Here is a 25,684-nt window from a genome sequence, read left to right on the forward strand (position 1 = left end):
GTCGAGGTAGCGGTCGAAGATGTCCTCGTGGAAGTCGTGGACGAGGGTGAGCAGGTCGTCGCAGCGCCCGCCGCTGCCGAAACGGGCCACGAAGAAGCCCTTGAAGGTGAGCCGTTGGGCCAGCTGCGGGTCGTAGGCGGCGAGCAGCGGCGCGAGCTGCGCCAGTGGCTCGGTAAGCCCGTCCCAGGTGTCGTGGTCCGCCGCGACAGGGCCGACGGCGGCGTCCTCGTAGAGCAGGACCTGGGGCACCGAAGCGTCGGCCGCGCCGAGATCGGTCTGCACGGCGAGCAGGTCGCGGCGCAGCGCGGTGAGCAGTTTGCGTCGCTCGGCGACGCCCGCGTCGCGGTAGCGCTCGATCCGGTCCGCGACGGCGCCGAGCCGGTCGGCCGTCTCGGTGGCCCAGGGGCGGTCGAGCGCGCGCAGCCGGGTCCGGAACGCGGCGAGCGGGTCGCGGTCGTGCACGTCGGCGGCCAGGGCGGGAAGTTGGAGCAGGCCGAGGTCGAGGAGTGCGGTGAGGTAGCGCTCGGCCTCCTCCTCACTCGCGGCGGTGTCCTCGCGCAGCAGCTGGAGCAGCTCGCCGCAGCGCGCGTCAGGGCGGTCCGTCAGGAACGCGAGCAACCGGTCCAGGACTCCGCTGCGGCGCAGGAAGTAGACGCGGTCCTCTGCGGTGTCGAACGCGACGGAACGGCTGTCGTCGCCGGTGGTGAGCGAGCGGCGCACGTACCGCACCCGGGTCTCGGCCAGCGCCAGTCCGGCCGCGGGCGCGACGGGCAGGTCGTCGCGGCGGCCGCGGTCGGCCGCGGCGACCTGGGCGAGTCGCGCCAGCACGGCCACGTTGAGCCGGGGGTGGCTGCGCTGCTCGTCGTCGAAGACGACGGGACCGCCGTGGCCGGGCCGGAAGACCCCGGCGGCGACGCTGGTGAAGGTGGAGAACGGGCTGGTCTTGCAGGCGGTGCGGTGGAGGTAGTGCAGCAGCGCCCGCTCCTGCTTGCGGGTGCGCTTGTCGGACGCGGGCCGCAGACCGGCGGCGTAGTCGTCCAACCGGCCCTCCAGCGTGGGCGAGGCCAGCAGCAGGCCGCGGCGCAGCCGCTCCTCTCCCGCCAGCCGGCGCAGCTCCGCCCGGCTGCTCCGCAGCTGATCTGCCAGCTCCCGGGCCAGCCGGGCGCGGGCCTCGCCGTGGCCGCGTCGGGCGGCGAGCCAGGCCACCAGCTCGTCCCCCACCGGCCCGCCCAGCCGGGCGGCCAGCGCCTCGGCGCCCGCAAGGTCGCCGGGAAGACGGTTGTTGAACACGTGGCGGCGCAGCGTGAGGACGGCGCGGCGCTCGTCGGGGTCGAGGGAGGCGACCAGCGCCCCGAGCCGGTCGGCCAGATCGGCTCCCGCCGAGCGCAGCGCGGCCTCGTCCCGGATCAGCAGGTCGCCGTCCCGGCGGGCGTCCGCGCAGCGCAGCCCCTGCACGGCCGAGAGCGGCAACCCGCCCAGCCGCAGCACGAAGCGCGGTCCGAGGCGCCACCGGCCGTCCGGGGCCGGAACCGACGGCCCGTCATGGTGTGTGGTTTCCACGCGCTCCCCCGCCTCAGGCGATCTCGTACCGGTAGCCGGCCGGGCCGGGCCGTTCATGGCCGATCATCATGATCAGCAGCGGCAGCTCGTCGCCGCCCTCGAGCGCGAGCTCCTCGACGTAGGAGTCGGCGTCGAAGCCGAGGGCCACGCCGCAGCCGACGCCCAGCGCGGCGCAGGCGGTGTAGACGGCCTGGGCCACGGCGCCGACGACCGCGCCGACCAGCCGGTAGCCGCGGTCCCCCACGGCGTCGAGGACCGCGGCGGTCCGCACCGATGCGACCAGGACCGCGCCCGCCTGCTCGACGTTGTAGTTGTCCAGCGTGTAGGCGCGTTGCAGGAACGGCCCCGGCGCCCGGTCGCGCACGGGCGTCAGCGCGCCCTCCTGCGGGTCGTAGCGATAGCTGGCCGGCGTCAGCGCGCGGACGTGGTTGACGCACACGTGGAGGGAGGCCAGCGGGGCGCGCCGGTCCGCTGCGGCGTCGCTGTCCGCGCCCGCGGCGGCGACGGCCGCGTCGAGCACGGCGGCGAGCTCGCCCGGTTCGAGCGGGGTGTGGGAGGAGAACCGGCCGAAGCTGCTGCGGCGCTCGCGCAGGGCGGTGCGCACCGGCAGGTCCAAGGACGGGGCGGGCTCCAACGGGGTCCGCCGGCCGTCCTGGTCGGCGGCACGCGGGAGGGCGGAGGACAGCGCGGACGCCGCGGGCCGGTCGGTGTCGCCCGCCAGGGCCGCCCGGCGCATCTCCTCCAGCAGCTCGAAGCGGTGCACGACCCGGGACCGCTCCTGGTCCCGCCGCGGGACCCGCATCGCAGGGCCCGCCGCGGCGGGGGCGGCGGGAGCTGCGGCCGGCCCGGCGGCGGTCGTGGTCATGGTCGTGGTCGTGGCCGGCTCCCAGCGCAGCGGGACGACCGCGAAGACCCCCTCCTGCTCCGGGTCCAGGCCCAGCAGCTCGGACACGCGGGTCTCGTCGAACCAGTGCAGCGGCCCGATCCGCAGCCCGTGGGCCCGCGCCCAGACGCGCCAGGTCTGCAGGACCGCGCCGACGTCCATGCTGACGACGTGGTACGAGAACGAGCCGTACTTGAACGCGTTGCGCCAGTACTTCACCCCGAGGACGAGGAACTGGTCGGTGTCCGCCCCGTCGCCGGAGGCGGCCGACGCCGTGCGGAGCTGCGCCGTGGCGTCGCCGGTGACCAGCCGTTCCAGCGCGTGGTGCGCGGGGGCGTAGTGGTAGACGCCCGGCAGGACGGGGCCGCCGGGACCGGTGACCCAGTAGCAGCCGACGGGGTACAGCCCGCCGCCGGACGCGGCCCCGCGCGCCCAGTCCGCCGACCGGTAGGACGGCATGGTGGTGACGTTGACGTTGGCGTGCACCGACAGGCGCCGGCTCAGCAGGCCGCAGGAGTCCTGGAGCATCCCCGCCAGCAGCGGCAGGGTGAACGGCCGCTCGCCGTCGGGCCCGGTCAGACCGGCTTGAGTCGTCGCCCCCGCCTCCGGCGGGCAGGGCGGCAGCGGGAGCCGTTCGGCGCCGGGGAAGAAGCGGTCGGGGCGCGGCTGGTCGTCCCAGTCCGGCTGGAAGTCGGCGGGCGGCATCGGCGTTCTGGCGCGGTGCAGCACGGCGCTCGCGTAGGCGTGGGCGAGTCCCAAAGGGAGCCCGTCCTCTCTGGAGTGTCGGGGCGTCAGGAAGGCGCGGGGTGTCAAGGGAAGAGGTGTCAGGGGAAGGGGTGCGGTGCGGGGTTGAGCTCGTCGTCGCGCAGGTCGTGGTCGCGCAGACCGGCCCGGCGCAGGGCCGTGCGCACCCGCGGCAGGTGCCGGGCGCGCTGGCGGCGCCACCCGAAGTCGATCGGCACCAGGCCCGGCACGATCACCTTGACGGCGTGCAGGCCGAGCGCGCGCTGCTCGGGGGCGGTCTGGTCGACGACGACCACGTCGAACCCGGCGGCGGCGACCGCCTCGACGCAGCGCCGCAGGTCCTCGACCAGGTCCAGGCTCGGCTGCGGTGCGGGGCCGCCCGCGCCGAACGCCTGCGACAGCGGCTTGACCTCCCGCTCCCGGGCCAGCAGGAAGTCCGCGTGACGGGCCATCTGCGGCAGGCCGTAGACCAGCGGGTGATCGTGCAGCCCGCCGACCAGCGTGCGGTCGCGCGTCATGGCGTGCAGCCGCTCGTACTCGTGCGCGGCCATCCGGCCCAGCTTCACGGCGTCCGTGGCGATCTCGCACAGACCGCCCGCGACAGCGGCCTCCGGGTCCAGGCTCGCCCCCGCGCCGAACGCGAGCGTGCCGAGCCCGCCGTCGCGGCGCTGCGCGACGGCCGTCACCACCGGGATCGGGAAGGTGACGCGGGTGTCGAAGAGCCGCACCCGGTAGCCGTACAGAGCGAGCCGGTCGACCGTCTCGCGGGTCTCCCGCCGGTTGCTGCTGTACGGGTCGAGCTCGGGCAGCTCCGCCTGCGCGTACCAGGCGATCAGGAAGGCGTCCCGCTCCACGGCCTCCATCAGCCCGTGGTAGGCCGCCTCGGCCAGCCCGCCGCCGGAGGCGCAGCCGCTGGAGCTGTCCTGGACGAAGCGGTCGCCGCCCTGCCCCTCGGTGTGGAAGTACGCCAGGATCTCGGGCACCAGGACCGGACGGCTGTCGCGCAGCGAGTAGCCCCACACCCAGGGGATCGGCCGGTCCGCGTCGAACGGCCGGACGTCCGGCTCGCGCCGGTGGAAGTCCTCGGAGTAGCCGCCGCAGAGCCTGGGGTCGACCGCCTGGTCACCGAGCTCCGCGTAACTGGCGTGCACCACGGTCGCCTTGGCGCGCGGACGCATGCCCGCGAACCGTTCCAGGCCCTCCAGCAGGCCGACTCTGCCGCTGACGCCGTAGCCGGAGGTGTGGCCGCCCCAGAAGCACTCGTCCAGGTAGCCGTCGGAGCGCAGGGTGAAGCAGCCCATCACGGCGGAGGTCGACACCGAGCCCAGGTCGGGCACCGTCCTTGCGCCGAGCATGCCGGTGACGGGATTGACGAACGCTGCGCCCGGCAGGTCGTAGGCGTCGATCGGGCGGCCGCGGAACACCTCGGGGGCCGGCTTCGGCTCCGCCGCGGGCGTCGCCCAGGCGTCCTCGGGCGCGTCCGGGACGGCTCCGCCGCAGGCGGGACATCCGGAGTCGGGCACCAGCGGGTGCGACGCGACGTGCAGTCGCTCCAGGTCGACCAGGTACACGGTCCCGTACCGGTAGTCCTCGCGGGCCGCGGCGGCGAGGTCGGCGGCGAGTCCGGCCGCGACGACGGCCGCGACCGTGCCCGCCGCAAACGGCAGCGCCCACGGCGGGTTCCCCGAGGGCACGGTGGGGCCGCCCAGTTCGAGGGCGTCTCGCAGTGCCGTGGACCGCACAGCCTGCCAGCGGCGCGCCAGGCAGCGCGGACACGGCGCGGACCGGTGGGCGGCAGGGAACGGACCGACCACGACCTGATGGCCGTACAGGCGCACGGGGATGCGCGGCACGCCGGTCAGCCCCGGCACGGGCGTCGGGTCGGCTCTCAGGGCGGACGTCGAGTCGGGCGTCGGGTCGGACGTCGAGTCGGACGTCGAGTCGGACGTCGAGTCGGACGTCGGGTCGGACGTCGGGTCGGATGTCAGGGCGGACGTCGGATCAGCCGTCCGGGTCAGCTCGTCGCGGAAGCCGAGCATGCCCAGCTCGACGCCGGTCGTGACGCCGTGCTCGGCCAGGGCGTCCGCCAGCAGGCGGGCCAGGTCCGCGCAGGTGTCCGGCCACGGGCCCGGCAGCCCGACGACCGCCGGGGGCGGCGGTGCGATGTCAACGGTCACCGTGCGCCTCCCGTACGAGCAGGACCCGGGCCACGTGCACGCCGCCGGCAGCCAGGTCCGGCGCGGCGACCGGAGCGACCAGGACGTCCTGGCCCGACTTGCGGATCCGCGCCAGGGTCTCGGTGAAGGGCGCGCCCGTGCCCTTCGCCGGCTGCGGCGCCGTGGTCGCGTCGGCGACGACGGCCAGCGCGGCGGGGTCGAGGTCCGCCATCAACGGATCCCCGGCGTCGAGGCCTGCCGCCGCGGCCCGGCGCAGTTGGAGCGCGCCGACCAGGTCACGCAACGCGCGCACGGCCGCCTGGTGCCGGTCCGGCGACGCGGAGACGGTCCACAGCGCGGGCCCGCCTGACGCAACGGCGCATCGGGCGAGCATCACCGGCACCGGTCGCTCCGCGGGCTCGCCGAGCTCCAGCAGCTCCGGCTCGGCGCCGAGATGGGCGGCGGAGCGCAGCAGGAAGAGCAGTTCGGCCACCCCGTCGAGGCTCCCGGGCGCGTGCCGGAACACCGGCGTGACGCCCCGGACGGCCTGCCGCACCGCCTGGTGGGAGAGCGCGCTCAGCAGGCCCCGTGCCACCGCCTGGCCCGGGCTCCGGCCTGCGCCGATCCCCGCCGCGGTCCGCTCGACAACACGGTCGTCGTTGTCGGCGCCGAAAGGCCGCAGCGCCGCCCGCGGCACCAGCACCGTCCCACCGCCGAGCAGCGACCGGGCCCGGGCCCAGGCGCGGATCTGGCCAGGAGCGGCCGCGACGCCGCTGCCGATGTCGAGCGCCTCGGGGCCGACCACCGGCCATTCCGCCGTGCCGACGCCCGCCGGACCCTCGCGGGGGTCTTCGCGGGAGTCTTCGCGGCGGTCAGCGTGGTGCGGCACGACGTGATCGGCGTACACCTCCGCAGCCCGCAGCACCGCGTTCAGACGCGCACCGGCGACGTGGTGGGGGTCGAACGCGGCGATGGTCCGCGTCCATCCGGGACCGAGGCCGATCTCGACGGAGCTCACCTTCAGCGGGCTCTGTTCGAACTCCTCGTCCGCGAAGCCCCGGAACACCCCGGCGTGGGAGCCGAGCAGCGGCTCCAGCGACTCCAGGGCCTGCGTCGCGCGGGTCCGGGCCGCCTCCTCCAGGACGGTCGCGGGGTCGGGCACCAGGTCGGGTTCGGCCAGCTCGGACTCGTCCACTCCGATCTCGTCCGCCGCGCGGGCGTACCGCGCCGTCGCGGCGCAGTACGGGCAGCGGGGCTGCGGCAGCAGGCGCTCCGTCACCACGTCGAGGGTGTCGAGGTCCTGGACCACGAGGCGGCCCTCGGTCTCGGCGGGCAGCGCCCCCGTGGTGATCCGGAAGACCTCGAAGGCGAGCAGGTTGCCGACCATGGCCGCGAGCGGCCCGCCGAGCCGGGGGCCGGGCAGGTCGAGCGGGGCCACCAGACCCAGGCCGCTCCACACCTCCGCCGCCGCGGCCGCGTCGCCGTTCGCGCCGAGCCGCAGCAACGCGCACATCCAGCACCCCGGGCTGTCCGCGCGCATCAGCGGGCCGGACACCAGGCGGTCGCCGAAGGCCCACGCCGGCAGCAGCGCCCGGCCCGCCGGGACGCCCGCGTCCAGCAGCGCCGCCGTCTGCCGCACGGCCTCGCGACCGGGCGCCACCACGACCAGGTCGTAGCCGTCCAGTTCCGCCCAGCCCGCGCGGCCGCCCCCGAAGGAGGAGGAGAGCTCGACGTCGACCGGACAGCCCTCCCCGCCGAGCGCCGCGGCTTCGGACAGCACCGTGGGCAGCAGCTCGTCCCAGTCGCCCGCCGCGCGGGCGACCCCGATCGCGGCGCTGCCGTTGCGCAGCAGGCCGAGCGCGCACCAGCGGGCGGCCGGACCGTCGCCGAGCACCGCGACCCGTGAGCGGCGGAAGCGCTGGAACCGGCCGGCCGGGTCGTCGGCGTAGTGGTCCAGATACCCCAGCTGCGCCTCGAAGCGGGCGGCCACGACCGCGGTCGGCGCGTCGCCGGAGACCTGGTCGGCGGCGACGTCCCGGGCGAAGCCGTGGGTGTAGAGCGCGTCGACGAGCTGCACCAGCATGCGGCGCGCTCCGTCGCCCAGCCCCTCGCACAGGGCCGCGACGCTCTGTCCGCCGTCCAGGTGCGGCACGACAAGGGAGGCGAACCGGTAGGCGGACTTGGCGTTGACGCCGAACCCGCCCTGGGCGTTGTGGAAGAGCACCCCGGTGGGCGTCTCGGTGAACAGGACGTCCCGCCGCAGGCGCGGCCGGGTGGGGGCGAGGTCCTCGTAGGCGGCAGCCAACTTCTTCATTCTCCTGTCGATCGGGATGTCGCGGCGCGCTGCGCGCCGGAGGCGCGAGGGCTGTCGGCGGAGGCCCCTGTCATGGCCTGGAGCAGGCCGTTCATCTGGTAGAGGCCCTCCGGGTCCTGCTCCAGCAGGCCTGCTTTGAGCAGGAGTTGGAGCACATCCGGCCCTGACGCGGGCCGGTCCGGCGCGCCCGGACGCGCCGGGGTAGCGCACTGCGGGACGGGATCGCCGCGCAGCACCAGGAGTTCCAGCCGTTGCAGTCCCGGGCCGGGGTCGATGCCCAGCTCCTCGCGCAGGTGACGCTTGACGGTGCCGTACTCCGCCAGGGCCTGCGCCCGTCGCCCGGTGCGGTACAGCGCCTCGACCAGCTGTTCCCAGAAGCGCTCGTGCACGGGGTGGCCGTACGCGGTCTGGACCAGCTCGGGCAGCACCTCGCGGCAGCGGCCGAGGGCCATCTCGATCTCGAAGATCCGCTCCGCCGCCCGCAGCCACTCCTCGGCGATGCGCGGCACCTCGTTGCGGTGCACCAGCGCGGAGCTGACGTTGCCGAGCATCGGTCTTCCCCGCCACAGGGTCAACGCCTCGCGCAGCAGGGCCAGTTCGTCATCGGGGTGGGCCGCGGCGGAGGCGGCGCGCAGGAGTTCGCGGAAGCGCAGCAGGTCGAGGGTGTCGGCGTCCGCGTTGATCCGGTAGCCGTCCGACAGGGTCTCGATGGTGCTGCCGGCGATCCCGTAGGTCTTGAAGAGCTTGCGCAGTCGGAGCACGCACGTCTGGACCGCGGCCTTGGCGGTCTCCGGTGCCTCGTCCCCCCATACGGCCCGCAGCAGGTAGCCGACGGACACCACGCTGTTGGCGTTCAGCAGCAAGGCCGCTAACAGTGCGCCCGGCTTGGACGGCTGGAGCACGGCGACCTCGGAGCCGTCGGTGAACCCCAGCGGGCCCAGCACGGTGAACTCGACTTTCCGGGCAGACTGAACTGCCATTCGCATGCTTCTCCCGGAAGGCTACACAGATGTCAGGTGACGCGGGAGATAGAAAGCACAGGATCCTTCACAACTCCCCCACGCGTCGGACAAGAATCTGATGCCTTCGGATATTTCTGTCAAGTGCGCCCAGGAATGCGGGAATTGTGGCAGAAGCATGTCAATAGGCGCCCGGCCGGAGGACGGGCGTGCCTCGCGAGGCGCTCTGTCAGCCCTGGTCGCGAAGCGCAACCCCCTGACTGGACCAGCCACTTGGAGGGATCAATCCCCGCCGGGCGGGGGCTTGAAGCGCGGACGAGCAGGCCGACAGACTGTGCCCCTGCAATCCTTTCCGGGCTCCTTCCCGCTGCAGAACAATTCACGGCGGCGCGCCGCGGCGAATACCGCCCACGGCGCCTTAATTCCGTCCCGCCTCCACGCACCGCTATTTCCCGCCCGTCCGGCGCTTCGCCGGCGGGCTATTTCTGCTGTTCGCGCGCCGTGGCCGAGCCGTCCGCCCGGCAGACTATGTGACCGCCCGCCCCGCCCCATCCGTGTCGGCACTACGTGTTTTCACGGATCCCCTCCGTGGCCCGGCAGGGCAGACTCGAAGCCGCCGGAACAACGGGGAACACGAGGGGGCCGCCCTGGTCCGCAGGATGTCGCGGCCGTCGCCGAGCGGCACCGGCTCGGACTCCTGCGGACCAGAACGGAGAACTCTCCCGTCAGCCCTCGGTCAGCATGGTCCGCGTCAGACTGGCTCGGTTGGCGATGCCGAGCTTGCGGTAGACCTGACCGAGATGCGTCTCGACAGTTCTCACGCTCAGGAACAGGCGCTGCGCTATCTGACTGTTGGTCAGTCCGGTGCTGACCAACTCGGCGATCTCCCGTTCACGGGCGGTGAGTTGGACTGTCGATCGCACGGAGGTGCGCGCCGGCGCAGCGGCTGTTGCTGCGCTGAGCCGGGCGCGCTGGCGGGCGACGTCGTTCGCCAGACGGGCCGAGCTGCACCGGTCGGCCAGATAGGCGGCGCGGTCCAGCCAGTCCGACACGCCGGTCGTGCGCCCAGCGCCGAGGGACAGGGCGGATGCCGCCAGCAGCGTCCGGCACAGCTCGATCCGCTCGCCGCTGCCGGTGAAGGCCGCCATCGCCTCCCGCGCGCTGCGCAGAGCCGCGTCGACGGCCCCCCGTGCCGCGTGGGCGCGCATCCGGGCCCGCAGGGCGAATCCCTGCCGACCGGCGGACGGCAGCTCCGCGAGGCAGCGTTCGGCGAGCCCCGCCCAGCGCTCGACCGACGCCGGATCGCCGGTCGCCTGCGCGGCCTCGGCCAGCGTGTCGCACCAGCGGGGCTTGCGCCAGACGGTCAGCCGGGGCAGGTCCTCGCCGCCTGCGGCGTCGAGCAGAAGCCAACGGGCTTGCACCGGATCGCCGTTGTGCAGCACGAGCTCGGCATGGAAGCAGCGGACGGTGACGGCCCAGGCAGCCGGGGACCCGGACGCGATCGCCAGGGCCCGGTCGGCGGCGGCCCGGACGTCCGCCGCGTCGGCCTGGCCGCCAGAGCCGGAACCGGAGCCGGAGCCAGAGCCGCCGAGCCAGTGGAGGATCTCGGCGCGCAGCATCGCTGCGATGGCCTGCGCCGAGGGCTCCGTGCCTCCGTCGCCCCGTCGGCCGCTCTCGTCGAGCGTGGCCAGCGCGGCGGGCAGGTTCCCGGCACGGGCCTGGGCGTTCGCCAGCACGGTGAGGACGCTGTGCTCGACGTGCTTCTGACCGGTCCGTCCGGACAGCTCGGCGGCGCGGGCCAGATGGCGCTGCGAGGCGTCGAACCGTCCCAGCACGCCCTCGGTGAGACCCACTTGGAGAACCGCGTCCAGATTGGTCAGCAAGACGGTGTCCGGCGACGCGTCGATCAGCTCGGCCGCCGCCGTGGCCCGCTCCCGCGCGGTGTCCTGGTCGCGGGTGTAGAGGCGGGCGAGTGCGGCCTGCCCCAGGGCCTGCGCCTCGCCGACCCGGTCCAGGTGGCGGCGCGCGATCGCCGCCGCGGTCTCGGCGTGGTCCCGGGACGTCTCGAAGTCCTGGAGGTCGTAGGCGTAGTCGGCGAGTTCGATGTGCAGGGCGGCGGCGGTCGCGGAGTCCCGGTCGGCGAGAGCCGCGAGTCCTGACCGCGCCAGGGCTCCGGCCTCGCTGAAGCGGCCCAGGCGTCGCTCGGCGCGACTCGACTCCGGCAGCACCGCCGCCTCGGCGGGCGCTCCGGAGACCGTCGCCCGGAGGGAGTCGAGCAGGTCGCGGCTCTCGGAGGCGTCTCCGGCGAGCAGTTGGGCGCGGGCGAGCAGCACGTGGGCCTCGTGCCAGTGGTCCTGACCCTCCCGGAGCAGTGGGAGCGCCGCACGCAGGAACCGGACCGCTTCGGCGGGGGCGGTGTAGAGCTCGTCGCGCGCTGCGGCCATGAGGACGGTGACGTGCTCGGGCCGTCCCGGGTCCGCCGCGCGGACGACGTGGCGGGCGCGGGTGACGAAGGGCGCCGACCGCAGGGCCAGTGCGCGCTCGGCGCGCCGGTGCAGGGCGAGGTGTCGGCCGGGCTCGAGCTGCTGGTAGAGCAACTGCCCGAGCGCCCGGTGACGCAGGTCGAGGAGCGCGGCGGGCTCGCAGGGACGCAGCAGGTCGAGACCCGCGAGGCGGTCCACGGCGGCGGCGGTCGCGCGTCCGTCCAGTTCCGCGACCTCGGCCGCCAGCTCCGGGTCGAACGGCTCGCCGAGGACGGAGGCGGCCTGGAGCACGGTGAGCGCGTCACCGTCGAGGCCCGCCAACTCGCCGAGGACGGCGGTCCCGGCCTGGGCCCGGGCCTCCTCGTCGTCGCTGAGCGCCTTGAGGTACAGAGGGTTGCCCATCGCCTCGCGGACCGCCTCGTCCGCGCGCGGGTGCGCGCCCAGCAACTCCTGGGCCTGCTCCGGCGGGAGCGGCGGCAGGTTCCAGACGTCGAGTGCCCCGGCGCAGGTCGCATGCGCGAGGATCTCGGCCAGGGCGGGAGAGAGCTGGCGCTGCCGGTAGGCCAGCAGGCAGAGCACCGGCCCCGTGGTCGCGATCTCGAGAAGCTGCTCCACGGACGGGAGTTCGGTCTCCGCGACGCGGTGGAGGTCGTCCACCACGGCCAGCGCGGGCACGCCGTCGGCCGCGCGCCCGGCGAGGTCCCGTACGTCGGACACGCGCCGGAGACCGACGGGCGAGGCGGAGCCCGCGCCCCGCCCACGGACGGCGTCCACCCGCATACCTGCGGCCCGCGCACGGGCGGCGACCTCCGACAGCAGCGCGCTCTTCCCGATCCCGGGCTCCCCGACGACGGCGACGGCGCGCCCGCCGGCTCCGGCGGCCGCCAGCCCCCGCAACGCCTCCACCAGGCCCTGAACTTCGGTATCGCGCCCGACAAGTGAAGCCATGAACCGCACGTTACCGACCTTTTCGGTAGCGTGTCGTCCATGGGTACCGATGTGGGTCGACTCACCGAGGAGCTGCGCTCCGCCGAGCGTCGCCTCCAGGCCGCGCAGCTGACCGCCGATGCCCGGACGCTCGATCTCCTGCTGGACGACCGCCTGGTCTTCACCGGCCCCGACGGTCGCCTGTACGGAAAGCAGGACGATCTGGAGGTCCAGCGCAGCGGTCGGCAGCGCCTGAGCCGCGTCGACGAGGAGGAGTTGACGGTCCTGGTCACCGGCGCCACCGGCGTCACCTGGTTCCTCGGCACCCTCGCCGGCACCCTGGACGGGCAGGAGTTCGACGCTCGCGTGCGCTACACGCGCACCTGGGTCCATGCGAGCGAGAGCGGCTGGCGCCTCATCGCCGCCCACGTCGGCCCCGCCTGACAGCGGTTCGCGACGCGGCCGACACGCCGCCGCAACACAGCTCTCCCGATCGGCGGCCCGTCGGACCAGAAGGTGATCGACGGAGTGGTCCAGGAGGTCGACATCCGCACCGGCAAGGTCCTCTTCCAGTGGGACGCCGCCGACCACGTCCCCTACGCGCAGAGCGAGCAGCCGCTGCCGGCCTCGGCGGCCACCCCCTGGGACTGGTTCCACGTCAACGCGGTCAAGCAGGACACCGACGGCAGCCTGCTCGTCGACGCCCGCAACACCTGGACGACCTACGACGTCTCCCGCCGCACCGGGGCGATCCGCTGGCAGCTCGGTGGGAAGGCGAGCTCCTTCACGCTGACGGCCGCGCCCGGCCAGCGCCTCAACGCCGCCCGGACGCTCTTCGCCTGGCAGCACGACCCGGAGCCGCTCGGCCACGGCCTCTACACCGTCTTCGACAACGAGTCGGCGGGCATCGCCAACACCGGCACCGGCACGCTCACCGAGCTCCCGTACAGCCGCGTGGACACCGTCCGTCTGGACCCGCGCACGCACACGGCCACGCTGGTCCGTTCCGTCGCGCAGCCGTCCGGGCTCAGCGCCTCGTCCCAGGGCAACGCCCAGACGCTGGGCGACGGCGCGCTGGCCGTCGGCTGGGGCTCGCTCCCCTACGTCTCGGAGTTCGGTCCCTCCGGCGGGCTGCTCTTCGACGCCGAGTTCCCGGCGGGGGTGAACACCTACCGCGCGTACCGCTTCGACTGGAGGTGACGCTCGGCCCATGACCGCCGCGCGCCCGACGCGCGGCCGCACCGCTCCCGCCGCGCACCCGCGACCGTGCAGGTGGGCGCGGGTGCGGCCCGGCTGACGCCTGCGACAGCACCTCCATCGGCCGATCCGTCCGTTTTTGACCGCAACGGGGTGCCTTATCCGGTGGTCGCGGGAGGGACGCTGCGAAGATGTAACCCGCCGCCCAGAGACACGGAGGGGTGGCACAGCGTAACGTGATCACTGATACTCGCTGTCCGCCGTACCGCTTCACCTGCTGTTCGAGGACGCGACCACACCAAGTGGCATCCGTGACCGGGTGCCACTCCGTCCCGAATGGGAGATCAGCATGGCTCAGGGCACCGTGAAGTGGTTCAACTCCGAGAAGGGCTTCGGCTTCATCGAGCAGGCCGGCGGCGGCCCGGACGTCTTCGCCCACTACTCCGCGATCACCGGCAACGGCTACCGCGAGCTCGTCGAGGGTGAGACCGTGACGTTCGACGTCGAGCAGGGCCAGAAGGGCCCGCAGGCCGCGAACATCGTCCGCGGCTGACGCACCAGCAGCACTGTCGGCCCCGTCGCCCGTCCTGGGCAGCGGGGCCGACGCCTGCCCGGCTCCGTCGGCCCCGCGTCAGGAAGGGGCGAGGACGCAGAACTCGTGGCCTTCCGGGTCGGTCAGGCACGTCCACGGGACGTCTCCCTGGCCGAGGTCGAGGTCGGCCGCGCCGAGGGCCCGCAGCCGGGCCACCTCGGCCTCCTTGTCGTCACCCGGGTACGGCAGCAGGTCGATGTGCACGCGGTCCGGCGCCGTCTTGACGTCGGGGGTGCGGATGAACTCCAGATACGGGCCGACGCCCTCGGCGGAGCGCAGCCCCGCGAAGTCGTCGTCCACCTCGTGCAGGGTCCAGTCCACCGCCTCGTCCCAGAACCGGGCCATGGCCCGCGGATCCGCGCAGTCGACCACCACCGCCGCGACCGGCCCGGTGTCCCGGTAGACCTCCCGGGGCTCCAGCACGCAGAACTCGTTGCCCTCGGGATCGGCCAGCACCGTCCACGGCACCTCGCCCTGACCCACCTGCACCGGCGTCGCGCCGAGCGCCCGCAGGCGCGCGACCAGGTCCGCCTGGTGCCCCGCGGAGGTGGTGGCGAGATCGAGGTGCACCCGGTTCTTCGTCGCCGTCTTGGGCTCGGGAACAGCGACGACGACGATCCACAGCGCGGCCGCGTCCGGCCAGGCGGAGTCGCCGACGGGTGCGACACACGTCGTCACCCCGGGCGTCCCACCGCGGACACCCCAACCGAGCGCCTCCGCCCAGAACCGTCCGACGGCCTCGTGGTCACGAGCCTTGATGTTCAGCAGAACAGGTCGCAGTGCCATACCGGCGATCCTACGAGCCGGCGGGGTCAAGACCGACCAGGAGCCGGGCGATGTCGACTCCCGTGGTGAGGTACTCCTCGAAGTCGCGGTTGTGCAGCGCCCAGGGCGACCGCCCCCGCCGGACGAGCTCGACGGCCGTGCCGGCGTCCTCCCCGAGCTCGACCAGGGCCTGCGCCACCACCAAACCGGAGCGGTTGTAGCCCAACCGGCACCGTACGAGGACGCTGCGGCCACCGCGCACCGCTTCCGCGACCGTCGTCGCCAGCTTCTGGACCGAGCCGATCTGCGGCGCGGTGAGCGGACCGTCGGGGATCTCGTTGACCAGATGGTCGACGCCCGGGCGGGGCCCGTGACCCTCCCGGGTGAACAGGCTGACCACCACGTCGAACTCGGCGTCCACGACGGCGGCCCGCACCCGGCCCGCCGGGTCGGCCCAGAAGTGTCCGCCCATCCACAGCCGTGGCCTGATCTCGTTCCAGGGCGCCCGTGGAACGGGAGCGCCGCCACCGCCGTGCTTCTGACGCGTCTTCACGGTGCTCCCCCTCGAGCCGGCTGGAGGAGCTGGGCGTCGGAGCAGGCACCTCCCCGCCACTACCAAGCTACAGCCCACGGGGGGCCTTGCCGCAAGGCCGGGTCGATGGCCCACACTGCCGTGTTCCGGACTCCTCCGGTCGCGCCCGGCGACGGGCCAGGGTGAAAGTGGTTCAGATGACCGATGTGATCGTTGCCGGGGCGGGCCCGACCGGGATGATGCTGGCGGGCGAGCTGGCGCTCGCCGGGGTCGACGTGCGCGTCGTGGAGCGGCGCGCCACTGCCGAGCTCCTCGGCATGCGCGCCCGCGGGTTCCACTCCCGCACGATCGAGATCCTCGACCAGCGGGGCATCGCCGACCGCTTCCTCGCCGAGGGGCAGACCGTCTCCGCGGCGTCCTTCGCGAACGCGCGGGTGGACGTCGGCGACCTGCCGACCCGGCATCCCTATACGCTGGGCCTGGTCCAGAGCCGGGTCGAGGAGATCCTGGCCGGCTGGATCGAGGAGCTCGGGGTGCCGGTCCTCCGGGGCCGGGAGGTGGTCGGGTTCGCCCAGGACGCCGACGGGGTCGAACTGCGTCTGGCGGACGGCGCGCCGATGCGCGCACGGTACCTGGTGGCGGCCGACGGCGGACGCAGCACGATCCGCAAGGCGGCCGGCATCGGGTTCCCGGGGTGGGAGGCCACCCGGAGCACCCTGATCGCCGAGGTGGAGGCCACCGAGGAGACGCCGAAGGGCATGCGCGTCGACGCGACGGGGATCCACGGGCTGACCCTCATGGCGGACGGCCGGACGACGCAGGTGCTGGTCACCGAGCAGCAGCTGGGCCCGGCGACCGAGCCCACCCTCGCCGACCTGAGCAACGCCCTGATCGCGGTGTACGGCACGGACTTCGGGGTGCACAGCCCGACGACGATCTCGCGGTTCAGTGACGCGACCCGGCAGGCCGACGCCTACCGCGCGGGGCGGGTTCTGCTGGCCGGGGACGCCGCCCACGTCCACGGGCCCACGGGCGGTCAGGGGATCGGGCTCGGCGTCGAGGACGCGGTGAACCTGGGGTGGAAGCTCGCGCAGGTCGTCCGGGGCGTCGCACCGGACAGCCTGCTGGACACCTACCAGGCGGAGCGCCACCCCGCCACCGCCCGGGTGCTGAAGTACACGATGGCGATGTCGGTGACCCAGCGGGCTGATCCCCGCGTCGACGCCCTGGCCGACGTCGTGGCCGACCTGATGTCGGTCGACGCGGCCCGGACCAGGATGGCGGCCCTGCACCTCGGCCTCGACGTCCGCTACGGGGCGGAGGGCGTCGGGCACCCGCTGCTGGGCCGCCGCATGCCGGATCTGGACCTGACGACCGCGCAGGGCCCGTTGCGGATGTTCACGCTCCTGCACGAGGCGCGCCCCGTGCTGCTCGGCCTCGGCGAGCCGGGGTCCGTCACCGCGGGCGCTTGGCGCGACCGGGTGCGCTCGGTCGACGCGCGGTACGAGGGCGCGTGGGAGCTGCCGGTGCTCGGCCCCGTCCCGGCCCCCGCCGCCGTGCTCGTCCGGCCTGACGGACATGTCGCGTGGGTCGGCGACGGGACGGACGCGGGGCTCGACGAGGCCCTGGCCCGCTGGTTCGGACCCGCGCCCGCCCCACAGGCCTGACCGCCGGCTGGCGGCCCGCCCCGCTGGCCTGAGGCCTCGGCCGGCCGCCCGTCAGCTCTGGGTCAGGCCGGTAAAGTCCGCTTCGCCGCTCGTGCCGTCGCTGTGGGAGCTGGTGAACACGCCGACGTCCTGGGTGGTGGCGACGCCCGGCAGGGTGGCCTGGCCGACCTGGGTCCAGGTGGCGCCGTCAGTGGACCAGTAGCCGGTGAAGACCGATCCCTCGCGGACCAGCTTCAGCCAGGACGGGTAGACGGCGGTGCCGCTGCCCTGGTTGGACGGGGCGCTGTTGGAGTCCAGCTGCCCGTCCCCGTCGCTGTCCCACTGCAGGACGTAGCCCTTGCCGGGGGCCTCGGCCAGGATCACGTAGCCGGGTGAACCGGCGGGCGCGGTCATGTCGTCGCGGACGATCAGCCCGGCCTTGGCCCAGTCGCTGGTCGCGGCCTGAGCGGTGAGCTCGACGACGGTGGTGGAGCCGTCGTGCTCGGCGCCCTGCTGGTAGACGGCGCTGTACTGGTCGGTGCTCCCCCACAGGTCCGCGCCCGCGCCGTCGATGGCCAGGCGGTCGCCCGCCTGGCCGAAGACGGCGGTGGTGTCGGTGAAGGTGCGCAGCGGCGCCTTGACGGCCGAGGGCACCTCGGCGGGGTTCGCGGCGTCGACCTCGGCCTTGCCGCCGGACCAGCGTGCGGCGGCCGTCCCGGTCAGCTGGACGTGGGCGATCGGCGCGGTCGGCGCGGCCGGGGCGGTGACCCGAAAGGCGGCGATGGCCATCCTGCCGGGGCCGACACGGGCGAACCGGGTCGAGGTCAGCGGCTTGACGCTCCATCCGCTCGGCGCGGAGAGCGCGAGGCGCACGTCCGTGACGGCCTTGGCGCCGTCGTCGGTGAAGGTGGACTGGATGGTCGCGGAGCCGCCCGCGGTGAACTGCGGTGCGGTGGTGTCCAGGACGAGCGCGGGGGCGAGCGCGCCCGGTCGGCTGGTCGGGGTGACGCGGTACATCACGGTGCCGTGGCCGGGCACGGACGCGGCGATGACGCCGGCGGAGCCGGCGGCTGTGCTGCGGTGGGCCCACAGGTCGCGCAGCACGTAGCCCTTCGCGGCGGGCAAACCGACGGCGCCCGCGGTGGTGGAGACGGTGGCGCGGCCGGGGTTCTCGTTGAACAGGGTGACCGCGACGCTGCCGTCGGCCAGCGGCTTGGCCAGCACGTCGAGCCCGTCGGCCAGGGTCACCGGTCGGCCCTGGCGGCCGAGCCGGTCCTGGTCGACGGCGATGACCTCGCGGTTGCTAGATCGCCAGGGTGTCGGCGCTCGCGGTGCGCAGGTCGGTCCCGGAGACGAGCGGCGCGGCCATCTCCGCCCACAGGGAGAACTCGCTGCGGTCCTCGGTGGGGGTCATGCCGTTGCCGACCTCGAGCATGTCGGGGTCGTTCCACGCCCCCGGCCCGGCGTCGGCGGCGAACTGCACGTTCTGGTGGAAGTTGGACAGCATCGAGCCGAAGGAGGCGTTGATGTCGCCGGTGGTGCGCCACAGGTTGCCGACGCCCGCGCCCCAGGAAGGCACGGACTCGTTGCCCCAGTTGCAGAGGCTGTAGACGATCGGGCGGCCGGTGGCGGCGAGCGCGTCGCGCATGGCGGTGTAGCGCTGCAGCGAGGGGATGCCCTGGTTGTAGCAGTTGTCGTACTTCAGGTAGTCGACGCCCCAGGAGGCGAAGGTGGCCGCGTCCTGCTTCTCGTGGCCGAGGCTGCCGGGGTATCCGGCGCAGGTGAGGGTGCCGGCGCTCTCGTAGATGCCGAGCTTGAGTCCCTTGGCGTGGACGTAGTCCGCGACGCCCTTGATGCCGTCGGGGAACTTCGCGGGGTCGGGGACGAGGTCGCCGTTGGCGTCCCGGTCGTGGGTCATCCAGCAGTCGTCGATGTTGACGTACTGGTATCCCGCGGCTTTGAGGCCGCTGGCGACGATCTTGTCGGCGGTCTGCTCGACGAGCTTCTCGCTGACGTCGCAGCCGAAGGCGTTCCAGTCGTTCCACCCCATGGGCGGGGTGAGGGCCAGTCCGTTGGCGAGGGCGGCGGCCGGGGCGGCGGTCAGCGGGACCGCGGCGAGCGCGCTCGCCGCGAGGGAGGCCGCAACGAGTGCGGCCCATGTCTTGCGCATGCCTACTCCAGGATCCGAAGGGTCCGTCAGGGGTGGTTCACGGCCTGCCCAGAGAAGCAAAACCAACAGCATCCGTCAATATCACACACAATCTTGCAGAGCCGCTGGTGTCGTATGGCATGTGCCATTACACTCCCGATCGCAAACCCTGTAGTAGCGAACCTTGTTGGCCGCTGCCACGGACATCGGCCCCACCAGCCGACGTTCGATTCTGTTGTTTTGCACCGCCACAGATGATCTGCACCGCGCAAGGCGCACCACCCACCCGACCGCCCTCGCGCCCCTCGGAGCCGCAACCATGCGAGCACCCCTGCCCAGAACCGTCCGCGCCGTGCTGGTGCTGGCCCTGACGGCACCCGCCGTCGCCTTCGGCCTCGGCGCCGCCGGGCTGCCGACCGCCGTCCCGGCCGTCGCGCTCGACAACGGCACCGCCCTCACCCCGCCCATGGGCTGGAACTCGTGGAACACCTTCGGCCCGGCGATCAACGAGCAGGAGGTGAAGCAGACCATCGACTTCATGTCCGCCAACGGCCTTGCCGCCGCCGGATACGACACCGTCACCATCGACGACGGCTGGTCGCTGATGCACCGCAGCGGCCAGACCACCGACATCGTCAAGGACGCCTACGGCTCGCTCCAGCTCTACGATGCCGCGGGCAATCCCGTCAGCGGCACCGACGGCACCGGGATCGACCCGACCTCCGGCCATCTGATCCCCGACCCGGACAACTTCCCCTCGCAGACGGTCGACGGACAGACCGTCAACGGGATCCAGTACCTGGCCTGGTACGCGCACAGCAAGGGCATGAAGTTCGGGCTGTACGCCACCGACACCTACACCACCTGCCAGGGCCACCCGGGCAGCCTCGGCCACGAGGCCACCGACGCGAGCGACTTCGCCTCCTGGGGCGTCGACTTCGTCAAGTACGACGACTGCCCCTACGGTCCGCCCATCACCGGGCCCGACGGGCACGACTACTACACCCAGGGAGAAGGCAAGGAGCTGACGCAGTCCGTCTACGCGCGCGTCCAGACCTTCCGGCAGGCCCTCGACGCCGCCTCCGCGGCCCAGGGCCGCCCGCGGGTCACCGTCAGCGTCTCCGCGCAGCCCGTCCACACCGGCGTCCCCTACCTCCAGGACCCGAACGACCCGGCCCGCACCGACCCGGTCGTCGTCGCGGCCGGCACCGCGCCGTACCAGGCGCCGGGCTACGCCCCGACCGGCGTGTGGTGCGGCCAGGTCGCCAACCTCTGCCGGATCGGCGGCGACCGCGACAGCGAGCTGGACGGCGTCCTCTACCAGGGCCAGTTGCAGACCGCGCTGCAGTACCGGGGCAACGTCCGGCCGGGCAGCTGGAACGACCTGGACATGATGTTCGCCGGCTGGCAGGACCCGTACGGCCTGTGGGGCGCCACCGACACCTGCTCCTGCCACAAGCCGTTCACCGACACCGAGTCGCAGACGGAGATCTCGATCCTGTCCATGATGGCGGCGCCGCTGATCTCCGGCGCGGACTTCCGCACCGCGGCCGACTCGGTGCACGACTACGAGGGCTACTCCTGGTCCACCGGGGTCTCCCCCTCCGCGCTCGCGCTCTACGAGAACCGCGACGTCATCGCCGTCGACCAGGACAGCCTGGGCAAGCCCGCGACTCTCGTCGGCAGCGCGCCGGCCTCCAGCACCGCACCCGTCGTGCTCCAGCGTCAACTGGCCGACGGCGACACCGCCGTGCTGCTGGTCAACCAGGACCCGAACAACACCCGGACGGTCGGCACCAGCCTCGGCGCGCTGGGCCTCACCGGCCCCGGCTACTCCTCCAAGGAGCTGTGGACCGGCGCCACCGGCCAGTTCACCACCGCGAGCGGCGGCGCCGTCAGCGCCTCGGTGCCCCCGCACGGCGCGGTGCTCTACCGCCTGACCCCGCTGCCGACCACCGTCCCGGCGGCGGTGATCGACGACGGCAGGTACCACTCCCTCGGCTCCGGCAACACCGGCCTGACCCTGGAGGCGTCGGGCACGTGCAGCGCGCCGGTCACGTCGACAGCGGACGTCAACACCTGGTGGCCCACCCACACCTCGGAGCAGTGGACCTTCACCACCAACCCGGACGGCACCGTCCGCATCAGCGACAACTGCGACACCCCGACCCAGGTCCACACTGTCCTCGCCGCGGGCACCAGCCCCGGCAACTCCGCCTACCTGCTCACCTACTCCCCGGGCAACCCCTGGCAGGAGTGGCGCGTCACCCAGAACACCACCACCGGCGCCCTCACCGTCACCAACGTCGCCACCGGCCTCGCCCTCGACACCACCGGCGCCACCCCGGGCAGCACCGCCGTCACCAACTCCCCCTCCCCTTCCGCCCCCGGCCAGACCTGGACCCTGCTCTCCTGATTTTCCGCGGTTCGCATCCCGCCCCGCTGCGGGGCGGGATGCGCGAAGGGATGTCCCGGTATTCGCTGGGGCTCGCCCTCGGACGATGCGTACCCTGTCGGACCATGTGCTACCACGCGTTCAACGGCGCCTTCCGGCACTACGTATGCGTCGCGTGCCGGCTCGCCTTCAAGGGCAGCACGTGGCCGATCCGGAAGCGCGTCTGCCCCGGCTGTCGTCAGCCGCTCGTCTTCGCCGGTTACGACTTCGCCGCGCCCCGGCGACGCGACACGCGAGCATGGTCCGTCGTCGCGACCGTGCTCGCGGAGGGGCTGACCTACGATCACCGCCCGGGCTGCGGCTGCACGCGGCTGCCCTCGTACCGCCCCCGGACCCGAGCGCAGGTACGCGTCCGACGACGCGCGGCCGAGCGTCTCGGCCTGCCCCTGTCGGTGACCCTCGCCCGCCGCGATGCCTTCACCCCGGAGACCCGCGACGAGCGACGGTCGACGCCGTCGTAGTGGGTGAGCTGATTTCAGCTCACCCTGCGGAGATTGAGGCTGGTCCCGGCGGTGTTGCGGATCCGCTTGGTGCGGCCGGACTCGGCGGCCCAGATCGACCTCGTCCACGTCGGCCACCTGCTGCAACCGGTCGAGGTAGGCCGCGAAGCGGATGTGCTCGTCCGGGTCGTCCGACGTCTCCCGGTGGGCCACGACCAGCGGTCGCGGCCACCCCCAGGGGACGGCGTCAGCGCAACGAGGACGTCCAGGCCTCGACTGCGTCCGGCTGGCGGGGCAGGGCGGACGAGAGGCATTCGGCGCCGTCGGTTGTGATGACGAAGTCGTCCTCGATGCGGATGCCGATGCCGCGCAGTTCCTCCGGGACGGTGAGGTCGTCGGGTTGGAAGTACAGGCCCGGTTCGACGGTGAGGACGTGGCCGGGTTCCAGGGCGCCGCCCAGATAGGCCTCGGTGCGGGCGCTGGCGCAGTCGTGGCAGTCCAGGCCGAGCATGTGGCCCGAGCCGCAGAGGGTGTACCGGCGGTACCGGTCCGGGGCAGGCGTGGTCGCCGGGTCGCTGGTGGGCCGCAGCCCCCAGGCGTCGAGCCCCTCGGCGATGACCCGCATCGCGGCCTCGTGGAAGTCGCCGAACGGGGCGCCGGGCCGCAGCGCGGCGATGCCCGCCGACTGGGCGGCGAAGACCAGGTCGTAGACGCGGCGCTGGACGTCGGTGAACCGACCGCCGACCGGGAGGGTGCGGGTGACGTCGCCCGTGTAACAGGAGTCGGCCTCGACCCCGGCGTCCAGGAGTAGTAGATCACCCGGCCGCACGGGACCGTCGTTGCGCATCCAGTGCAGGACGCAGGCGTGCGCGCCCGCCGCCGCGATCGTGTCGAAGCCGAGACCGTAACCCTCAAGCCGCGCACGCCGGTTGAACGTGCCCTCGATCCAGCGCTCGCCCCGGGCGAGCTCGGTGGCGCGGGGCAGGTCGGCCGCGACGTCGTGGAAGCCGGCAACGGTGAACCCCACGGCCGCGCGCAGTTGGGCGATCTCCCACTCGTCCTTGACAAGCCGGGACTCCGACAGGAAGGTCGCCAACTCGGCCTCGGCGGAGGGTTTCTCCGGCACCAGGGCATCGACGCGGGCGTCCTCGCCGCGCAGCACGCGCGTCGGAACGCCCCCGGCGAGGGCCTGTTCCAATCGGTCACGGGGGGCGACCTCGAGGCCGAGGGCGTCGGCGGTCTCCGCGAGGGTGCGCCGCCGCCCGGTCCAGAACTCGCCGTGGCGACGGTCGCTGTAGAACTCCGCGCCGTTCGGGCCGCCGTCGCGTGGCGAGCGGCCGCGGGTGAACAGGACGGCCGTGTGCCCGTGCCCGGTGGGCTCGAGGACGAGGACGCTGTCGGGGACCGCCTGGGTCGCCCGGTCCGCCGTGAGGTGGAGGAACGCGGAGTGGGGCCGGAAGGGGTAGTCGAAGTCGTTGCTGCGCGTCTTGAGTCCGCCGGAGGGGACGACGATCCGCTCGCCGGGGAACCGCTCGGACAGCGCCGCGCGCCGCGACGCGGCACCCTCCGTCCCGGACGAGCGGGGCAACTTCAGGTCCGTGTTCTCCCAGCCCTCCTGGAAGGACGCGGCCACCGCGGCCGGCACCTCACGATCGTGACTGCTGCGGCCGCGCGGCGCGCCGTCTTGTCGGTCCATCGAAATCTCCTCCCATGCGTGCACGGTGAGCTCAGTTCGTTCCGGGGAAGTGACAGGCCGCCAGATGATCGGGGGCGGCGCCGTCGGGCGTGCGCGGGAGGGGTTCCTCGCGGGCGCACAGGTCCTGGGCGCGCGGACAGCGGGTGCGGAACCGGCAGCCGGACGGGGGACTGAGCGGGCTGGGCACGTCCCCGGTCAGCCGGATCCGGTCGGCGCCGACGCCCGCGCCGGCCTCGCGACGCCCGCCGGGCGGCGGCTCCGGCTCGGGGACCGCCGACAGCAGGGCCTGGGTGTAAGGGTGTTGGGGCGAGCGGTACAGCTCGTCCCGCGGCGCCGTCTCGACTACCTTCCCGAGGTACATCACCGCCACCCGCTGCGAGAAGTGGCGGACCACCGCGAGGTCGTGGGCGATGAAGACGAAGGCGATGCCCAGGTCCCGGCGCAGCCGCTGCAACAGGTTCACCACCTGCGCCTGGATGGAGACGTCCAGGGCCGAGACCGGCTCGTCGGCCACGATCACCTTCGGCTCCAGGGCCAGGGAGCGGGCGATGCCCACGCGTTGGCGCTGCCCGCCGGAGAACTCGTGCGGGAACCGGTTGTAGTGCTCGGGGCTCAGGCCCACCGTCTCCAGCAGCTCCAGCACCCGGGCCCGGCGTCCGCCCGGCGGGTCGATCCGGTGCACCTCAAGCGGGGTCGAGACGATCTCGCCCACCGTCTGGCGGGGGTTGAGCGAGGCGTAGGGGTCCTGGAAGACCATCTGGATCTGCGACCGGACGGGCGCGAGCTGCTTGCGCGTGGCGTGCGTGATGTCGACGCCCTGGTAGCGCAGCACGCCGGAGGTGGGTTCCAGCAGCCGGGTGAGCAGCCGTCCTGCGGTGGACTTGCCGCAGCCGGACTCGCCGACCACGCCCAGGCTCTCGCCGGTGTGCAGGGTCAGGTCGATGCCGTCGACGGCGCGCAGCACCGGACGGGCGTCCCGGCGGCCGGGCCAGAGCCCGGTGCCGGGCACCGGGAAGTGCTTGGCGAGGCCGACGGCCTCCAGGAGCGGTTCCGCCTGGGTCATCGGCTCGTTCCTTCGGTCCGCGTGGTGTCGTTCGGTTTCGCTTCGACCGTGCGGCGCGCGAAGGCGACGCGCTCCGCCGCGCCCAGATGGCAGGCGACGGCGTGGCCGTCCGCAGCCTCGCGGCCGTCGTCGGCCTCGCCGCGAGCGTGGCCGTCCCCGCCGTCCCCGCCGTCCCCTCCGAGCAGCGCCGGACGCCTGCTGCCGCACGGGTCGTCCGGCAGCAGGTCGCGCGCCTGGCAGCGCGGGTGGAAGGCGCAGCCGCCGGGCACGGCGAGCAGGCTCGGCGGGCTGCCGGGAACCGGCCTCAGCGGGACGTCCACCGCGCCGTCCAGCCGGGGCACCGAGGCGAGCAGGCCCATGGTGTACGGGTGCCGGGGCGCGCTCAGCACCTGTCCGACCGAGCCGTGCTCCACGCTGCGTCCCGCGTACATCACCAGCACGTCGTCGGCGATGCCCGCGATCACCCCGAGGTCGTGGGTGATCAGCACGATCGCGGTGCGGAACTCCTGCTGGACCTCGGCGAGCAGTTCCAGGATCTGCGCCTGGACGGTGACGTCCAGCGCGGTCGTGGGCTCGTCCGCGATCAGCAGGTCAGGATCGCAGCACAGGGCCATGGCGATCATCACACGCTGGCGCATCCCGCCGGAGAACTGGTGCGGGTAGTCCCGCGCCCGCCGCCGCGGGGACGGGATCCCGACCAGCGCGAGCATCTGCGCCGCCCGCTCCCCCGCCGCCCGGCGACCGCACCCGGTGTGGCGCCGGTAGGTCTCGGCGATCTGGTCGCCGACGCTGTAGTAGGGGGACAGCGCGGTCAGCGCGTCCTGGAAGACCATCGCCATCCGGCTTCCGCGCAGGCCGCGCAGCCGCGCCTCGTCGGCGCCGACCAGTTCGGCGCCGTCCAGGCGGATGCTGCCGCCGACGCGGGTGCGGGCGCGGTCGTGCAGGCCGAGCACGGCAAGGGAGGTCACCGACTTGCCGGAGCCGGACTCGCCGACGATGCCGAGGGTCCGGCCGCGTTCCAGTGAGAAGGAGAGCCCGTCGACGGCCTGGACGGGGCCGTCCTCGGTGGAGAAGCGTACGGAGAGGTCACGGACCTGGAGGAAGGGCTCCGTGCTCACGCTGG

Annotated in this window: 19 protein-coding genes; 6 read left to right on the forward strand and 13 right to left on the reverse strand. The window is 73.7% G+C overall.

The annotated features are described in order from the left end of the window. The 6 genes from TR48_RS43555 to TR48_RS24245 form a co-directional block, all read right to left on the reverse strand. A partial coding sequence (locus TR48_RS43555; protein ID WP_042370927.1) for a lantibiotic dehydratase family protein occupies window positions 1–1,560 on the reverse strand: 1,560 nt, incomplete at its 3' end. A gap of 13 nt (window positions 1,561–1,573) precedes the next feature. After that, window positions 1,574–3,202: a SagB family peptide dehydrogenase gene (locus TR48_RS24225; RefSeq protein ID WP_042370857.1), complete on the reverse strand. Its 1,629-nt coding sequence runs from the start codon at window positions 3,200–3,202 to the stop codon at window positions 1,574–1,576. 65 nt (window positions 3,203–3,267) lie between these two features. Then, window positions 3,268–5,364 carry a TOMM precursor leader peptide-binding protein gene (locus tag TR48_RS24230; RefSeq protein WP_063771049.1) on the reverse strand — a complete coding sequence of 699 codons (2,097 nt, stop codon included), beginning with the start codon at window positions 5,362–5,364 and terminating at the stop codon, window positions 3,268–3,270. Beyond that, a complete protein-coding gene (locus tag TR48_RS24235; RefSeq protein ID WP_042370860.1) occupies window positions 5,354–7,657 on the reverse strand; it encodes a TOMM precursor leader peptide-binding protein in 2,304 nt (767 codons plus the stop codon). The genes TR48_RS24230 and TR48_RS24235 overlap by 11 nt, the downstream gene beginning before the upstream one ends. Next, window positions 7,654–8,637 carry an AfsR/SARP family transcriptional regulator gene (locus TR48_RS24240; protein ID WP_161789898.1) on the reverse strand — a complete coding sequence of 328 codons (984 nt, stop codon included), beginning with the start codon at window positions 8,635–8,637 and terminating at the stop codon, window positions 7,654–7,656. Before TR48_RS24240 ends, TR48_RS24235 begins: the two co-directional genes overlap by 4 nt. A 704-nt stretch (window positions 8,638–9,341) precedes the next feature. Further along, entirely contained in the window at window positions 9,342–12,047 is a 2,706-nt protein-coding gene (locus TR48_RS24245) for a helix-turn-helix transcriptional regulator (protein ID WP_152628152.1), read from the reverse strand. A 39-nt stretch (window positions 12,048–12,086) separates the two neighbouring features. Between TR48_RS24245 and TR48_RS24250 the strand changes: the two genes are divergently transcribed. The 3 genes from TR48_RS24250 to TR48_RS24260 all read left to right on the forward strand — a co-directional run bounded on the left by TR48_RS24250 (window position 12,087) and on the right by TR48_RS24260 (window position 13,776). Further along, window positions 12,087–12,470 carry a nuclear transport factor 2 family protein gene (locus tag TR48_RS24250; protein ID WP_042370870.1) on the forward strand — a complete coding sequence of 128 codons (384 nt, stop codon included), beginning with the start codon at window positions 12,087–12,089 and terminating at the stop codon, window positions 12,468–12,470. A gap of 48 nt (window positions 12,471–12,518) precedes the next feature. After that, entirely contained in the window at window positions 12,519–13,226 is a 708-nt protein-coding gene (locus TR48_RS24255) for an arylsulfotransferase family protein (protein ID WP_084729700.1), read from the forward strand. Between the two features lie 346 nt (window positions 13,227–13,572). Beyond that, the gene (locus tag TR48_RS24260; protein ID WP_042370871.1) at window positions 13,573–13,776 is read left to right on the forward strand and encodes a cold-shock protein; all 204 of its coding nucleotides are present in this window, start codon (window positions 13,573–13,575) and stop codon (window positions 13,774–13,776) included. A 78-nt stretch (window positions 13,777–13,854) separates the two neighbouring features. On the opposite strand, the gene TR48_RS24265 is transcribed toward TR48_RS24260, so the two are convergent. Beyond that, window positions 13,855–14,601 carry a VOC family protein gene (locus tag TR48_RS24265; protein ID WP_042370874.1) on the reverse strand — a complete coding sequence of 249 codons (747 nt, stop codon included), beginning with the start codon at window positions 14,599–14,601 and terminating at the stop codon, window positions 13,855–13,857. 10 nt (window positions 14,602–14,611) lie between these two features. Further along, window positions 14,612–15,133 (reverse strand): protein-tyrosine phosphatase family protein, encoded by a 522-nt coding sequence (locus TR48_RS24270; protein ID WP_042370876.1) that lies wholly within the window; start codon window positions 15,131–15,133, stop codon window positions 14,612–14,614. 176 nt (window positions 15,134–15,309) lie between these two features. Between TR48_RS24270 and TR48_RS24275 the strand changes: the two genes are divergently transcribed. Then, the gene (locus TR48_RS24275; RefSeq protein WP_042370878.1) at window positions 15,310–16,779 is read left to right on the forward strand and encodes an FAD-dependent monooxygenase; all 1,470 of its coding nucleotides are present in this window, start codon (window positions 15,310–15,312) and stop codon (window positions 16,777–16,779) included. A 51-nt stretch (window positions 16,780–16,830) separates the two neighbouring features. Here the strand turns inward: TR48_RS24275 and TR48_RS45730 are convergent, their stop codons facing one another. Both TR48_RS45730 and TR48_RS24280 read right to left on the reverse strand, forming a co-directional pair. Further along, window positions 16,831–18,006 carry an NEW3 domain-containing protein gene (locus TR48_RS45730; protein ID WP_236652304.1) on the reverse strand — a complete coding sequence of 392 codons (1,176 nt, stop codon included), beginning with the start codon at window positions 18,004–18,006 and terminating at the stop codon, window positions 16,831–16,833. 55 nt (window positions 18,007–18,061) lie between these two features. Next, a complete protein-coding gene (locus TR48_RS24280) occupies window positions 18,062–18,928 on the reverse strand; it encodes a glycoside hydrolase family 27 protein (protein ID WP_236652305.1) in 867 nt (288 codons plus the stop codon). 298 nt (window positions 18,929–19,226) lie between these two features. Between TR48_RS24280 and TR48_RS24285 the strand changes: the two genes are divergently transcribed. Both TR48_RS24285 and TR48_RS24290 read left to right on the forward strand, forming a co-directional pair. Next, window positions 19,227–21,323: an alpha-galactosidase gene (locus TR48_RS24285; protein WP_084729702.1), complete on the forward strand. Its 2,097-nt coding sequence runs from the start codon at window positions 19,227–19,229 to the stop codon at window positions 21,321–21,323. Window positions 21,324–21,427: 104 nt separating this feature from the next. Further along, entirely contained in the window at window positions 21,428–21,823 is a 396-nt protein-coding gene (locus tag TR48_RS24290; protein ID WP_042370883.1) for a hypothetical protein, read from the forward strand. Window positions 21,824–22,049: 226 nt separating this feature from the next. Here TR48_RS24290 and TR48_RS24295 read toward each other — a convergent pair whose 3' ends face one another. The 3 genes from TR48_RS24295 to TR48_RS40790 are packed head-to-tail and all read right to left on the reverse strand — an operon-like array spanning window position 22,050 to window position 25,679. After that, entirely contained in the window at window positions 22,050–23,498 is a 1,449-nt protein-coding gene (locus TR48_RS24295; protein WP_042370885.1) for an aminopeptidase P family protein, read from the reverse strand. Window positions 23,499–23,529: 31 nt separating this feature from the next. Beyond that, window positions 23,530–24,561 (reverse strand): ABC transporter ATP-binding protein, encoded by a 1,032-nt coding sequence (locus tag TR48_RS24300; protein ID WP_042370888.1) that lies wholly within the window; start codon window positions 24,559–24,561, stop codon window positions 23,530–23,532. Then, a complete protein-coding gene (locus tag TR48_RS40790) occupies window positions 24,558–25,679 on the reverse strand; it encodes an ABC transporter ATP-binding protein (protein ID WP_236652306.1) in 1,122 nt (373 codons plus the stop codon). Before TR48_RS40790 ends, TR48_RS24300 begins: the two co-directional genes overlap by 4 nt. Window positions 25,680–25,684: the final 5 nt, after the last annotated feature.

The sequence above is a fragment of the Streptacidiphilus neutrinimicus genome, from assembly GCF_000787815.1.
GTDB lineage: Bacteria > Actinomycetota > Actinomycetes > Streptomycetales > Streptomycetaceae > Streptacidiphilus > Streptacidiphilus neutrinimicus.